This window comes from Micromonospora sp. NPDC047812 (assembly GCF_040704175.1).
Taxonomy (GTDB): domain Bacteria; phylum Actinomycetota; class Actinomycetes; order Mycobacteriales; family Micromonosporaceae; genus Micromonospora.
In genome coordinates this window covers 152992-167438 of record NZ_JBEYRY010000002.1, presented here as the reverse complement: position 1 = coordinate 167438, position 14447 = coordinate 152992, and the positions used below count along the sequence as shown (strand labels likewise).

The following is a 14447-nucleotide window of genomic DNA, read 5'->3' as shown; positions in this document are numbered from 1 at the left end:
GGTGATCGGAACGTCGGGGTGCTCGTAGGCTCACTTGCGCCAGGCAGGGGCCATCCGCTCGGACATCTCGTGCCAGAACGTGCGCAGGTCCTTGCGGTTGACCGCCTGCCAGTCCGCCCGCGCACCCGGCCGGAACCATGTTCCGACGAGGTCGATCTGGTGGGCGCAGAAGACCTCCTCCATCTGGTACGGCAACTCGTCGCCCTTCGGCGGCAGCGGGCACAGCCGGAACGGGCAGTCGTCGATGCAGGTGGAGCCCGGCTGGACGTCGTGGGCCTGGCGTCGGCCAAGGGTGACCCGCATGGCGGTGCGGTCGATGGTGAGGCACGGGGGCAGCTCGGGCCGGCTGGCCCGGGTGAGCCGGCGGGCCCGCTCGATGCTGTCCCGGCCCCGGTCGGCCAGGTTGAGCAGCAGCATCACGTCGGCCAGCAGCCGTTGAGCCCGCGGTTCCAGAACCGCCCAGCCGTGCGAGGCCGGCAGCCAGGAGTCCTGGACCCGGCGGATGCCGGGCTGTGGGCTGACCGTCCCGACCCGTCCGACGATCTCCCGCTCGTCGATCCAGCAGCGCCGCTCGGGGTGACGGTCGACGAGCGACTCGACGCACAGGTCCGCGACCTTGCGGACGAGTGGGTGATCCGTACCGCTGCGGCGGTGCGGGGCGCGGTCGCCGCCGCCGGCGATCGACGTCCAGAAGTCGACCAGCCCGCGCGGGTCCGATCCGTGGCCCCGCTCGCGCAGCGTCTCGCCGGGATCGCGGGGCAGGGCCAGCAGGGTCAGCGCCTGGATGAGCACCAGGTGGGAGTACCAGAACCGGGAGTGCCGCAGTGCCTTCTCGGCCTCCCGATCAGCAGGCTGCGGTGTGCCGGGTAGACCCGGCAGTTCGCCGCGAGGCGGAACCCCTGGGCGAGCGTGAGCTCGTAGACGCGGGCCCCTTCGGTGGCGTCGGTGGCCAGGCGGTGCACCCAGCGCTGCAGGGCCCGGTGGGCCTCCTGCTGCCAGTTGGGTTCGTCGGGGGCGTGCTCGTCGTCGGCGTAGAGGAACAGCGACGGCGTCATCCAGGTCCGCACCTCGTCGAGGCGCTCCTGGCCCGGTGACTCGTCCGCCCGCGGCGGCTCGAAGAGCCGGTCGCGCAGCGCGCGGACGGCCGCGTTGCCGCCAGCGGCGATCTCGCGGGCCGCGGCCAGCCGAGGAAGGTAGGACCCCTCGTCGGCCATCATCAGGAACAGCTGCTGGTACTGCGGGGTGGGCCGCTGCGACCGGAGCCCGGTGGGATCGGGTGGCCGGTCCACGAGTTGCCGGGCGGCGTCGCCGTACCGGTGCACGAGGGCGATCTTGGCGTCTTCGAGGGGGCGGTCGGTGACGGACCCGTCGCCCTGGTAGTGGCACCAGGCGCGGCAGATGGCGTCGGCCAGTCGCCGGTGTGACGTGTGCCCGATGGCGGAGTCCATTTCCAGCGCGGTCGCGAACATCTCCAGCGCCCGGGTGCGGTTGCGGGTGTGGGTCGCCTCGTCGCAGAGCCGCCGCAGGAGATCGACCGACCTCTTCCGGGTGGCCTTCGCGTCCCGGCTTTCCGCGGGCAGTCCCACTTTCTGCCGGACGGCGTCGCCGAGGCGGGGCAGGTTCACGGGCCGGACGGTCGGCTGTCGTCGCCCGTCCAGTTGCTCGAACGCGCCCGCGCTGTGGGTGTGCAGGGTGAGGGCGGCCAGCAGTTCCCGCCCCGGGCCGTGGTGATGGGCGAAGGCACGATCGAGGAAGCCGGGGTCGCGCATGGCGGCGGTGAGAAAGCGCGCGCCGAGGTACGCCTGGATCACCCCGTGCTGGAAGCGCACCCCGTCCTGCCGCTTCACCACGATGTTCAGCGCGTCTCCGGTGGTCTCGGCCAGCCCGACGTCCTGCGCGTTGTCGGCGTCGAGCTTCCGCAGCCGGTTCCGCAGCTCGGTCAGGATCCACCGCCGGCCGGCGTCGGTGGTGTCGTCGGCGCCGGTGAGTTCCGTCGTCCGCACTGCCAGCCGGTTGTCGCGTAGTCCGATGCAGGCGAGGGCGGAGAGCACCTCGATCGCGTCGGACCGTTCCACCTGCGGCAGACCGTAGTCCTCGTAGAGGTCGCCGGCGACGGTGGCGTCGCACCACTCCTCCAGCAGGCACCACCGCAGCGCGGCCCGGCCCGGACCCACCGGCTCGACGCGGTCCAGCCGGTCGACCTCGTGGAGCTGCCCGATGACCCGCAGGTAGAACGGCGAGTCCGCGACGTCGGCGGCCTTGACCAGCTCGGTGATGCGGTCCCACCGGTGGCCCGCATCCGAGCGGCGGCTGCGGGCCTGCACGTATTCGAGGGCGGGGCCCTGGGCGAGCGGCTCCAGTTGCAGCAGCAGCGCGTCCAGCCCACGCAGCGGATCGTCGGGTCGCGACGTGACCACCAGGGGGAGGCGCTCGCGGACCGCGGCACGGACGGCATCCCGCAGCACGCTGTCCCGGTCGGCGGCCCCGCCGGCGTCGGCGAGGCTCTCCTCCAGGCCGTCGGCGAGCACCACGAGGCGGTTCTCCAGCCAGAGTCTCCGCCAGATCCGGTCGGCCTCGCCCGCGGCGCGCAGCCGGGTGTCGATGGTGCGTTCGAACTGTTCGAGGGCGAGCTGGCGGAAGTTCAGCTTCTCCGGGTCGGTGACGCTCCGCAGGTCGACCCCGACCGGTACGACGTCGGCGGTCATCAGCATCTGCGCGAGTCGTGCCAGGGTGGCCGTCTTGCCGGTGCCGATGCCGCCCACCAGCAGCAGCGGGCGCCGGGTCGCCTGGTCGCGGAGCCGCTGGATCAGCAGCTCGCACAGCTCGTCGCGGCCGACCACGTCACCCGGGTCGAGGCCCCGCTCGGCGCTGGGCAGCACCATCCGGCTGTTGCGCATCACGTTGCGCCGGTACCAGCGGCGGACCGGGACGTACCGCCAGTAGTAGAAGAACGCGAGCCCCAGCGCCGCGACCATCAGGGGCTTGACGAAGCCCTGCACCTGCCCGCAGTAGTACACCCTCCGCTCGTTGCCCTCGCACCACCTGGTCACCCGCAGGAAGGGCGGCTCGGTGTCGAGGACCGTCAGGACCAGGGAGAGCAGGGTCCAGCCGAGGAACACCCAGGCGATGGCGACGATGGTCCACCGCAGCCAGCGGCGGTACCGCCACCGCACCCGGTTGCCGACCCGCTCGTCGGACCGCCGGCGGCGGTCCCGTTCCGTCCGGCGTTCCCGTCGGGTGCGCCACCGGCGCCGGCGCTGGCGTAGCCACAGTTGGGCCGCCCAGACCGGACCACGCTTCGGCCCGCGCACGGACACCCCCATGGTCGACATGGCCGGTTGCCGGACGGAGGCGTCACCGCCTCCCCCTCCCGTTCACGTTATGCCCGTTCCCGCAGGTGGGAGTTCAGTTCCGGCATTCTCGGCAGTCCGGCCACGCCCGGTGCCGCACCGGCGACGATCGGCCCTCTACAGTCGACGGTCTCATCGACACCGACGGCGAGAGGGCACAAGTGCGGATCGGCATCAACACGTGGGCGTGGGCGGCACCGCTGACCGACGAGGCGCTCGCCGAACTGGCCCCACGGATCAGGGCGTGGGGCTTCGACGCCGTCGAGCTGACCGTCCAGTCACCGGGGGACTGGGATCCCGCGCGGGCCGCCGACCTGCTCGCCGGGCTGGGCCTGGCCCCGGCCGTCTGCGCCGGCCTGCTGCCCGAGCACGACCTGCTCGCCGACGACGAGGAGGTCGTGCGGCGTACGGAGGAGTTCGTGCGGAACTGCGTGCGGGCCGCGAGCCGGGTGGGGGCCGCCGTGGTGGCGGGCCCGCTCTACGCCCCGGCCGGCCGTCGCTGGCTGCTCGACGCGGACGGCTGGCGGGCCGCCACCGCCCGCCTCGTGCAGCGGCTGCGGCCGCTCGCCGACGAGGCCGCCGGGCAGGGCGTGACGATCGCCCTCGAACCGCTCAACCGGTTCGAGACGAGCCTGCTCAACACCGTCGACCAGGCGCTGGAGGTGGTGGCCGGCGTCCCGGGCCTGGGCCTGGCGCTGGACACCTTCCATCTCAACATCGAGGAGCGCGACCTGCCGGCCGCCATCCGGCTGGCCGGCGACCACCTCGCTCACGTGCAGGTGTGCGGCAGCGACCGCGGGGTGCCCGGCGGCGACCACCTCGACTGGCCGGGGATGTTCGACGCCCTGGCCGGCATCGGCTACGCCGGTCAGGTGAACATCGAGTCGTTCACCGCCGAGGCCCTGGCCGTGCCGATGTCCGTGTGGCGGCCCCTCGCCGCCGACCCCGACGCCCTCGCCACGGAGGGGCTGGCCTTCCTGCGCGGCCTGACCAGGGCGTAGTGTCCCGTAGACCTCGCGGGGAGGGGGAATCGATGCGCTCCGGGCTGGAGGTGCCGCCGGCGGTCGAGGCGGAGCGGGTCATCGCCGCCGTACTGGCCGACCTGCGCTCCGGCGACCATCGCGGCGTGGTGGTCGACTCGCCGCCGGGGGCCGGCAAGTCGACCCTGGTGGTGCGCGCCGCCGTCGAGCTGGCCGCCGCCGGCGAGCCGTTGATCATCATCGCGCAGACCAACGAGCAGGTCGACGACCTCATCGACCGCCTGGCGCGCAAGGCGCCCGAGCTGCGCATCGGGCGGCTCTCCGCCGCCGACTACCGGCCGTCCGAGCGGGTCAGGGACCACGAGACGGTCAGGGTCGCCGCGAAGGTCGCCGACCTCGGCGGTCCGGCCGTCATCATCGGTACGGCCGCCAAGTGGGCCACGGTCGCCGAGGGCTCCTGGCCGTGGGCGATCGTCGACGAGGCGTACCAGATGCGCTCGGACGCCCTGCTGCGCGTGGCCGGGCGGTTCGAGCGGGCGCTGTTCGTCGGCGACCCCGGTCAGCTCGACCCGTTCTCGACGGTGGAGACGGGGCGCTGGACGGGGCTGACCTGGGACCCTATGCAGTCGGCGGTGGCGGTGCTGCTGCGGCACAACCCGGAGCTGCCGGTGCACCGGCTACCGGTGTCGTGGCGGCTGCCCGCCTCGGCGGCGCCGGTGGTCGCGGCGGCGTTCTACCCGTTCACCGGGTTCCGGGCCGGCACCGGCCCCGCCGACCGGGCGTTGCGCCTCGGCGAGCCCGGGGCGGGGGACGCCCTGGACCGGGCGGTGGACCTGGCGGCGGCCACCGGCTGGGCGCTGTACGAGCTGCCGGCGCGGCAGACCCTGCGTACCGATGCCGAGGCCGCCTCGGCCTGCGCGGCGCTGGCGCTGCGGGTGCTTGAACGCGGCGCGGTCGCGGTCTCCGAGCACGCGCCGTCGGGCGCGCCGGTCACCGCCGACCGGATCGCCGTCGGGGCCGCCCACCGCGACCAGGCCGCGGCCATCCGCGCGCGCCTGGGGCCGGCGGGGGCAGGCATCACCGTCGACACCGCCAACCGGCTCCAGGGCCGGGAGTACGACGTGACGATCGTGCTGCACCCGCTGTCGGGGCGGCGCGACGCGACCGCGTTCCACCTGGAGTCGGGGCGGCTCTGCGTGCTGGCGTCGCGGCACCGCCAGGCGTGCGTCGTGGTGGCGCGCGCCGGGATCGGCGAGCTGCTGGACGCCCACCCGTCGACGGAGACCGTGCACCTCGACGTGCCGGTCAAGTTCCCGGACGGCTGGGAGGCGAACCAGACGATCCTCGCCCTGCTCGCCGGCGCCGGCGTGCCGGCCGACGGTATCCGGCATCCCGGCTGACTCGCCTCTGGCGGGTCCGCCCGCCGTTGGAAGCGCAGTCGAGGGGCTTTCGGACCCATCGATCACCGTGAGATGGTGCTACCCAGGGTGTGTGGGCGAGCACATGAGGTGATGGTGTGGATGCTTCCGGCGGTCCATCCCGGTGGTCGGTCGAGAGGTTCGGCCACCCGCTGGCGGCGGCCCTGCGCCAGGAGATTCCGGCCGCCCTCCATCGGGCCGTCGAGCTGGCGCGAGGCGCGCGCGAGGCGTCGGCACTCGACACCGACCACGCGTTCGGGCCGGTGCGCTGGAAACAGCAGTACGAGGTACTGCACGAGCACCTGATGGAACTCCCCGGCGTGACGGACGTCCATCCTCCCCGCGCCCAGGTGCGCCTCACCATCTGCCGCGACCATCTCCTGTTGCCCTGGCGGTACGCGAAGCGCGGCGACGTCGACATGAGGGACGTCCGGCCGGGCAACGACCTCAGCCGGTTGATCCGGGACCTGCTGATCCTCTTCGGTCCCGAGCCGAGCCACCGGGAGGTGCCGTTGCCGCTGATGCCGCTGACGCCCGAGGAGGAGCGGGACCGCTCGGCCCTTCGGGAGGCCATCAAGAAACTGGCTCCCCGGCCGAGCGTGCTGCTGGTCGGCTTCGCGTGCAACTCCGACGCGGGCCTGCTCCGGGTGTCCTGGGGCGAGGCGGCGCTCATCGGGAATCGGGAGCTGGAGTGGGGTCACGTCGAGGACCTGCCGCTGCCCGGGAGGCGCGCCGGATCGTGAACCGTCGTCGTGTCGCCTGACGAGGAGCGCGCGCCGAGTCGGTTACCAGACGTAGTCGGTTTGGAGATAATGCCTGGTCAGCTGACTACATAGCGTGAGCGCATCATTCGGAGTGCCTCGGTGGCGCGTGCACCGCCCGTCGTGACGCGGGCCTTCGCCGGCCGGGGCGACAGACAGGAGAGTCAGATGTCAGCTCAGGCAACAGCCCGCCGGCTCGGCCCCCGCGCGCTTAGGATCGCCGTCGGCCTCGCCGTGGCGGTGGTGGTGGTCGTCCCCGCGACTCCCGCCTCGGCCGCCGTCCCCGGCCTCGTGCGCATCGCCGTGACGAGCGCCAGCAACTCGACCGACTTCCGCAGCGTCACGGCGACCTGCCCGGTGGGCAAGGTGCTGACCGGGACGGGCTACGAACTCAACGGGGCGACCGGCGAGGCGGTGGTCGACGACCTGCGCCCCAACGGCGGCCCGGCCGCCGCGCCGACCGCCGTCACCGTCGGGGCGTACGAGGCGGAGGCGTTCGCGGGCAACTGGTCCCTCACCGCGTACGCCGTCTGCGCCAACCCCGTCGCCGGTCTGGTGCGGGTGGCGGCGAGCAGCGCCAGCGACTCGACCGACTTCCGCAGCGTCGCGGCCGCCTGCCCGGTGGGCAAGGTGCTGACCGGGACGGGCTACGAACTCAACGGCGTGATGGGCGAGGGAGTCGTCGACGACTTCCGGCCCAACGGCGGCCCGGCCACCGCGCCGACCTCGGTCTTCGTGGGCGCGTACGAGGCCGACGCCTTCGCCGGCAACTGGTCCGCGACGGCGTACGCGATCTGCGCCAACCCCCTCGCCGGCCTGGTCCGCACCTCCGCGGTGAGCCCCAGCGACTCCAACGACTTCCACAGCGTCGCCGCGGCCTGCCCGGTCGGGAAGGTGCTGACCGGAGCCGGCTACGAGCTCAACGGCATCATGGGTGAGGGTGTCGTCGACGACTTCCGGCCCAACGGCGGCCCGGCCGCCGCACCGGCCACCGTCAACTCCGGCGCGTACGAGGAGGACACCTTCACCGGCAACTGGACCAACACCGCGTACGCCGTCTGCGCGACGGCGTAGTCACCGCGCGCCGGCCGGTGGTGCCGCCCCGACCCGGGGGCGGTGCCACCGGCCGGCCCCTGCGCGGTCGGCGTGTGTCAGGCGAACGTGTCGCCGAACTCGCGTACGCCGTCGACGTCGAGGGTGATGCGGCTGTTGTCGGTCCACCGGCCGGTGGCGGCGCGCCAGCTCAAGTCGTCGCGTTCGTCGATGTCGGTCCAGCCGGGCCGGTGGTGGCGCAGCTGGATCGGCCCGGACGACGCACCCGGGGCCAGGACGCCCTCGGTGAAGGTCAGCTCCACCCAGCCGGGGACCGGCGTGCCCGGCAGCGGATACCGGGTCGGCGTCGGGGTGGGCGTCGGCGGGCCACCGGGCGGCAGGGGCGGAGGGAAGTACGTCATGCTGCGGCGGACCCGGTCGCACCCCAACGCCGCCCAGTCGCAGTTCAGCACGAGTGAGGTGTCGCCGCCCTCGAACACCAGGTGGTAGCGCACCCGCACGGTGGCCAGGTCGAGCGGCGCGGTGCCGGTGTTGGTGACCTGGAGGACGTGCTGGATCTGGTTGTCCGTCGGTGACCAGTCGAGGTTGAGGTAGCTGACCTTGGCCCGCCCGTACGCCGTGCGGACACCGGTGACGGGGGAGGGGTCGGAGTAGCCGCCGAGGGTGTAGGCGCTGACGACGAGCCGGTACTCGCTGCCCGGCGCCAGGTTGGTCAGCGTCAGGGTGGTGCCGGTCGTGCTGCCGAGGCTCCGGTAGACGTACGGGCCCAGCTGCGCCCGCACCTCGTACGTGATCGGATCCTCGCCGCCCGGTTCGCCCACCCAGGTCGAGGGCGTCCAGGAGAGGGTGAGGCGGTGGGGCTCGTCGACCACGACGACGGGGCTGCCGGGCGTGGTGAGCGCCGGGGTGTCGTCCGCCCGCGCGGCGCCGACGGCGAACGGGCTCAGCAGTGCGGCGAGGACGGCGGCGATGGTGACGCGACGGACACGCATGACGGGGATGCTACGAGCATCGATGGATGCTTATCAATCGTTAGGCGCGCATCCGACCCGACGGCGGCGCGGCGGGTCGCCTACGTGACGCCCCCGCTCCCGGCCGGGGTCGCCCTCGCCCAGGCCGGCACGGACACGCCGGTCGAGTCGCGCTACCGGCTGGCCGGCCCGTGCGTGACCGCGAAGTGCGGCTTCTGGACGGGCGAGCACTGCGGCCTCGGCGAGCGGCTGGCGGCGTCCTTCCAGGAGGCCGCCGGTCCGGCGGAGACGACCTGGCGCGCTGCGCGATCCGCCGGACCTGCCGGTGGTACGCGGAGCAGGGCCGTGCCGCCTGCGCCGCCTGTTCCCGCGTGGTCACCGACGCCCGCTGAGCCCCCGCCCCACGGCGTCGTTCGCGCTCCGGAGGATCGCGCCGCCCGCCGGTAAAGGACTCGCGATGTCCCACCGTTCCGCTACGGTCTGTGCGTCATGGATCCGCGGTACGACGAGGACGTCATCGGGCGGGAGCATCCCGCGGGTCTGCTGCGCGCCGAGATCGACCGGGTGAGCACCAGCCACGGCGGTCTGGTCCTCGTCGCCGGGGAACCCGGCATCGGCAAGACGACGCTGGTCACGGCGGCGGCCGGCGAGGCCCGACGGCGGGGCGCGCTGGTGCTGGGCGCCGCCTGCTGGCACTCCGACAGCGCGCCCGGCTACTGGCCCTGGGTGCAGGTGCTGCGCGGCCTGCGCCGCTCGGCCGACGACTGGGCGCTGGCCAGGGAGTCGGCCGAGCCGGCCCTGGCGGCGCTGCTCGGCGAGGCGACGGGTGGCACCGCCGGGCAGCCGCCGGACGGCGACGCCGGGGCGGCCGACGGCGCCACCGGCGAGGTCGACGGCGAGGCGGCCGGCCGGCCGACCGGTGACGACCGCGTCGACCAGGAGGAGTTCGCGCTGCACGACGCGGTCACCACCGCGCTGGTCGCGGTGTCCCAGCGCCGGCCGGTCGTGGTCGTGCTCGACGACCTGCACTGGGCCGACCCCGCCTCGATGCGGCTGCTGCGCTTCGCCGCCCAGCACACCTGGTTCGAGCGGCTGCTGCTGATCGGCACCTACCGCGACGCCGAGGTCGAGTCCCCCGACCACCCGCTGCGCGGGCTGCTCATGCCGCTGGTGGCGAAGGCGACCACGCTCACCCTCACCGGCCTGTCCCGCGACGAGGTGGCCGCGCTGATGACCCGCGCGGCCGGCCGGGCGCCGGACGCCGCTCTCCTCGACGAGGTGCACCGGCGCACCGGCGGCAACCCGTTCTTCGTGGAGCAGACCGCCCGGATCTGGCGCGCCGACGGCCGGATCGGCACGGTCCCCCCGGGCGTACGGGAGGCGGTGCGGGGCCGTCTCGCCCAGCTGCCGGCGGCGGTCGTCGAGGCGCTCACCGCCGCCGCCGTGCTGGGCCGGGAGTTCCACCGTCCCGTCCTCGCCGCCTGCGCGGGCACGCCGGCGGCGCAGGTCGACCGGCTGCTCGACCGGGCGGTGACCGCCCGGCTCGTGGTGTCCCGTGGCGGCGGCCGGTTCGCCTTCGTCCACGACCTCGTGCGGGAGACCCTCTACGACGCGCTGCCCGACGACGACCGGCGCTCCCGGCACGCGGCGGTCGTCCGGGCCGTCGACGGCGCACCGGCGCTCGCCGAGCGGCTGATCCCCGCCGACCTGGCCCGGCACGCCCATCTCGCCGGCGCCCACCTCGACCCGTCCCGCGCCGCCGAGCTGCTGGTCGCCGCGGCCCGCGCCGCGTCCGGCCGGCTGGCCGTGGACGAGTCGGTGGTCCACTTCCGCCGGGCGCTCGAGGTCGCCGACGACCCGACCCGACGCGTGAAGATCATGATCGAGCTGGGCGAACTGCTGCACCACACGGGCGCGGGTGACGAGGCCCGGCGGCTGCTCGCCGAGGCCGCCACGCTGGCCGTGGCGGCCGACGACCCGGTGGTGCTGGCCCGGGTCGCCCTCGTCGTGCACCGCCGCCACACCGACGGCCCCGGGCGGCTCGCCGACCCGGAGGGCGTGCTGCGGGAGGCGCACCAGCGGCTGATCGGCGGGTCCGCGGGCGCCGTACCGGTCAGCACGATCGTCACCGACCTGATCGCCGCCACGGAGTCCCTGGCCCGGCGCGGGCACGACGACGAGGCGCTCACCTTCAGCCTGTGGGCCCGCCACGACACCACCTGGGGGCTGGGCTCGGCCCGCGACCGGGCCGCGATCACCGCCGAGATCCGCGACGTGGCGCGCCGCGGTGGCGACCGGGAGACCGTGCTCTGGGCGACCGCGCTGCGCTGGGTCGCCCTGCTGGAGCTGGGCGACCCCCGCTACCACGACGAGTTCACCACCTTCGCCGCCGGGGCCCGCCAGGGCGACGCCCGGCACCGGGCGGCCGCCACGATGGACGACGCCATCATCGCGGCCTTCCGTGGCGACTTCGCCCGGGCCGACGAACTGGTCGAGGAGCTGACCGGCCTCAGCGAGTGGGACCACTCCGACTTCGCCTTCATGGGCCACCACCTGCGCTGGTCCCGGCTGCACCTGCAGGGGCGGCCCGACGAGGTCGACGCCCTCCTCGACGAGCTGTCCTCGACCGGCTACCCCCACCCGGAACTCCTCCGGGGTGTCACCGCGGCCGAGCGTGGCGACGTCGAGGCGGCCCTACGGGTGGCCACCGGCATCGAGGCCGCCGGCACGACGTACCCGGGATCGGTGTCGCCGCTGTGGCTGCGGCTGCGCGCGGGGGTCGCCGCCGCGAGCCGTGACCCCCGGCGCTGCGCCGAGGCCCGGGACGCGCTGCGACCGCACCGCGGGCAGTGGATGTCGGCGATGTTCGGCTGCGACCTCAGCGGCCCCGTCGACCACTGGCTGGCCCTCGTCGACGCCGCGCAGGAACGCTGGGACGACGCGGTGGCCGGGTTCTCCGCCGCCCGCGACGCCGCCGACCGGCTGGGTGCCCGTCCGTGGTCGGTCCTGGCCCGCGCCGCGCTGGCCGACGCGCTGACCGGGCGGGACCGTCCGGGCGACGCGGCGACCGCCGCCGCGCTGCGCGTCACCACCGCCCGCGACGCCACCGACCTCGGCATGGACCGGACGGCCCGTCACCTCGCCGGCGGGCCGCCGACGGGGGCCGAGGCGTCGCCCACCGGCCGGCCGGGGGCCGTCGCCGCGCTCGCCGGTCCGCAGCCGGCGTCGGCCGGCGCTCCGGTCGCCGGCCCGGCTCCGGCACGGGCCGTCGCCGCCGGGCCACCCGGTCCGCAGCCGGTGCTGACCGGGTCGCCCGCCGCGCGGGCGGTCGCCGCCGGGCCGCACCCGTCCGCCGTGGGGGCGCAGCCTGACCAGGCGTACGGGTTCCGCCGCGACGGGCCGGTCTGGCAGCTCACCTACGCCGGCGTGGTGGTGCACCTGCCCGACGCGAAGGGGCTGCGCGACCTGCACGTGCTGCTGAGCCGGCAAGGCGTCGACGTCCCGGCGGTCGAGTTGCTCGACCCGGCCGCCGGGCCGGAACTCGTCGCGGCCCGCCGGATGGGCGGCGACCCGGTCCTCGACGACGAGGCCAAGGCCCGCTACCGGCGGCACCTCGAACGGCTCGACGACGAGATCGACCGGGCCGCCGAACGCGGCGACGGGCGGAGGCTCGCCGACCTCGACGCCGAGCGCGGCGCCCTGCTGGCCGAGCTGCGCGCCGCCGCCGGGCTGGCCGGCCGCAGCCGCCGCCTGGGCGACGAGGCCGAGCGGGCCCGCAAGACGGTCACCGCCCGCATCCGGGACGCGTTGCGCAAGCTCGACCAGCGTCACCCGGGCCTCGCCGCCCACCTGCGCGACACCGTCTCCACGGGCAGCACCTGCCGCTACCTGCCGCCCGAGCCGCTGCCCTGGCGCCTCTAGCCCCCGGGCACCGGCCGAGCGCCGGCATCGAGAGCCGGTAAACCCCGCAGCCCTCCGCGGTGTCTTGCTGACTGAGAGAGCGGGAGGGGCCAGATGCGAGACGCGCATGGTGCGGAGTTCGACGACTTCGTCCGTACCCGGTCCGTGGCGCTGTTGCGGGTGGCCTACCTGCTGACCGGCGACCGACACGCGGCCGAGGACCTGCTTCAGGAGGTACTGGAGCAGATGTACGTGCGCTGGCGCCGGGTGCGCACCTCCCCGGAGGCGTACGCCCGGCGGGCCCTGGTCAACCGGTCGATCAACCGGTGGCGGCGGCGGGCCCGGCGGCCGGAGCAGGCGTTGGGCGACAACGACGGGGTCGCCCGGGACCACGCCGACGACGTCGCGCTGCGCCAGGCGGTCGTCGCGGCGCTGCGTACCCTGCCGCCCCGGCAGCGCGCCGCCGTCGTGCTCCGCTACCTGGAGGACCTGTCGGTCGCCGACGTCGCCGGGGCGCTGCGCTGCTCCGAGGGCACCGTGAAGAGCCACGCCTCCCGGGGCCTCGCCCACCTCCGGGAGGCGCTGGCCGGGTCACATCTCGTCCTGTCCGTCCCGACCGACTCCGGGAGTGCGCGATGACCATCGAAGAGAGTGACGTGCGGGGCGTCCTGCGCCGGGTGACCGACGACCTCGTCGGCCGGCCGACTCTGCTCGACGACGTGCGACGGGGTGGGCGTCGCCGGTTGCGGCGACGTCGAGCGGTCCTGGCCGCGCTGTGCGCGGCCGTGGTGGCGGTACCCGTCGGTGGTGCGCTGCACCTCGCCGACGACCGGGCGGCGGTGGAGGTCGCCTCGCCGCTGTTCGACGAACCCACCCGCGGCGACCTGGCCGGCGACGAACGGTACCTGCGGCAGGTTCGCGAGGCGTGGTGGCAGCGGGCGAGGGACGCCGAGTTCGACGGTGACGATCCGCACGCGGTCTGGGCGGGCGATCCGCACGTGGTCTGGGCGGGGAAGACACCGGCCGGGCCCGCCGCCTACGTCGCGCACCGGGCCACCGCCGCCCACGAGGCGTCAGAGTCGGCCGGCGGTCGGACGATCGGCTATGCCGCGTTCGTCGAGCCCACCGCCGACGGGCCACGGGTCATGACGCTGGAGACCGTCACCGACGTCGGCACGGACGGCAATTCGTCGGCCGTGCTGCTCGGGCCCCGCCGCGACGTGCTGGTCGTGCTCGACGCCGGGCACCCGGTGGAGTTCTCACCGACGCTCCGGTACGCCGACGACGGCCGGATCGAGCGCACCTTCCAGCCGGTGGCCTTCCGGGACGGGGCCGCCGTGCTGTCGGTGCCGCCGCAGCGCGGCAGGGTGACCGTCGCCCTGGTCAGGAGGCCGGTCAGCGCGACGACCGCCGTCCACATCGCCAACGCGACCGACGTCCTCTTCGCCGACCGGAAGGCCAGTCCGCAGCCTCGGTCGGTCACCTACACGTTGCCCGGCGCGGACCGGGTCTGGGGCGACGCCCCCGCCGCGCAGGTCGGCAGGGACGTCTTCGCGACGGACGCGCTGGCCGCCTACGTCGATCCCGGCGGCACCCACCGGGCTGGGGGCTCTCCCAGCCTGACCGTCTACGGGGCGACCCCCGACGGCCGGCAGTTGCTGCTCCAGACCCTCCAGTACGACGACGACCCCGCCCGCGCGATCGCAATGCTCGCCCACGGCGGCGCGCCCTTCCAGCCGGTGGCCAGCGGGTTCGTCGACTGGGCCGCGCCGCTGCCGGTGCGGCTGCGGCTGCCAGGCGGGCAGGGCGTCCTCGTCGCCACCGAGGGCGCGGCGCTGAGCTACCGGACCGGCGCCGGGCGGTGGCACGACGCCGGGCGTGGCGCGGCGCTGCTACCCGCCGACGCCACCGAGGTACGCGTCACCGCCCCCGGCGGCACGGTGACCACCGTCCGCGTCGACTCCTAGCCGGCCACCGAACGACGACGGGCACCACCACGGAGGTGGCGGTGCCC

General features: G+C 74.9%; 10 protein-coding genes. 7 read left to right on the top strand and 3 right to left on the bottom strand.

Features of this window, described 5'->3' with window-relative positions; genetic code table 11:
• Positions 1 to 30: 30 nt before the first annotated feature.
• Together AB0883_RS08465 and AB0883_RS08460 are read right to left on the bottom strand one after the other, a co-directional pair.
• The gene (locus tag AB0883_RS08465; protein ID WP_366640589.1) at positions 31 to 792 is read right to left on the bottom strand and encodes a hypothetical protein; all 762 of its coding nucleotides are present in this window, start codon (positions 790 to 792) and stop codon (positions 31 to 33) included.
• Positions 774 to 3311 carry a hypothetical protein gene (locus tag AB0883_RS08460; protein WP_366640587.1) on the bottom strand — a complete coding sequence of 846 codons (2538 nt, stop codon included), beginning with the start codon at positions 3309 to 3311 and terminating at the stop codon, positions 774 to 776. The genes AB0883_RS08465 and AB0883_RS08460 overlap by 19 nt, the downstream gene beginning before the upstream one ends.
• A 200-nt stretch (positions 3312 to 3511) precedes the next feature.
• On the opposite strand from AB0883_RS08460, the gene AB0883_RS08455 reads away from it, so the two are divergent.
• From AB0883_RS08455 to AB0883_RS08440, 4 genes are all read left to right on the top strand, one after another.
• A complete protein-coding gene (locus AB0883_RS08455) occupies positions 3512 to 4351 on the top strand; it encodes a sugar phosphate isomerase/epimerase family protein (protein WP_366640586.1) in 840 nt (279 codons plus the stop codon).
• A 32-nt stretch (positions 4352 to 4383) separates the two neighbouring features.
• On the top strand, positions 4384 to 5730 hold the full coding sequence (locus tag AB0883_RS08450) for an AAA family ATPase (RefSeq protein ID WP_366640584.1): 1347 nt from the start codon (positions 4384 to 4386) through the stop codon (positions 5728 to 5730).
• 116 nt (positions 5731 to 5846) lie between these two features.
• On the top strand, positions 5847 to 6491 hold the full coding sequence (locus tag AB0883_RS08445) for a hypothetical protein (protein ID WP_366640583.1): 645 nt from the start codon (positions 5847 to 5849) through the stop codon (positions 6489 to 6491).
• 186 nt (positions 6492 to 6677) lie between these two features.
• Positions 6678 to 7583 carry a hypothetical protein gene (locus AB0883_RS08440; RefSeq protein ID WP_366640581.1) on the top strand — a complete coding sequence of 302 codons (906 nt, stop codon included), beginning with the start codon at positions 6678 to 6680 and terminating at the stop codon, positions 7581 to 7583.
• Positions 7584 to 7660: 77 nt separating this feature from the next.
• On the opposite strand, the gene AB0883_RS08435 is transcribed toward AB0883_RS08440, so the two are convergent.
• Complete coding sequence (locus tag AB0883_RS08435) at positions 7661 to 8554, bottom strand: cellulose binding domain-containing protein (RefSeq protein ID WP_366640579.1); 894 nt, start codon at positions 8552 to 8554, stop codon at positions 7661 to 7663.
• Between the two features lie 468 nt (positions 8555 to 9022).
• Between AB0883_RS08435 and AB0883_RS08430 the strand changes: the two genes are divergently transcribed.
• The 3 genes from AB0883_RS08430 (at position 9023) to AB0883_RS08420 (ending at position 14400) form a co-directional block, all read left to right on the top strand.
• Complete coding sequence (locus tag AB0883_RS08430; RefSeq protein WP_366640578.1) at positions 9023 to 12454, top strand: AAA family ATPase; 3432 nt, start codon at positions 9023 to 9025, stop codon at positions 12452 to 12454.
• Positions 12455 to 12547: 93 nt separating this feature from the next.
• Entirely contained in the window at positions 12548 to 13072 is a 525-nt protein-coding gene (locus AB0883_RS08425) for a SigE family RNA polymerase sigma factor (protein WP_366640577.1), read from the top strand.
• Positions 13069 to 14400 (top strand): hypothetical protein, encoded by a 1332-nt coding sequence (locus tag AB0883_RS08420; protein ID WP_366640576.1) that lies wholly within the window; start codon positions 13069 to 13071, stop codon positions 14398 to 14400. The genes AB0883_RS08425 and AB0883_RS08420 overlap by 4 nt, the downstream gene beginning before the upstream one ends.
• Positions 14401 to 14447: the final 47 nt, after the last annotated feature.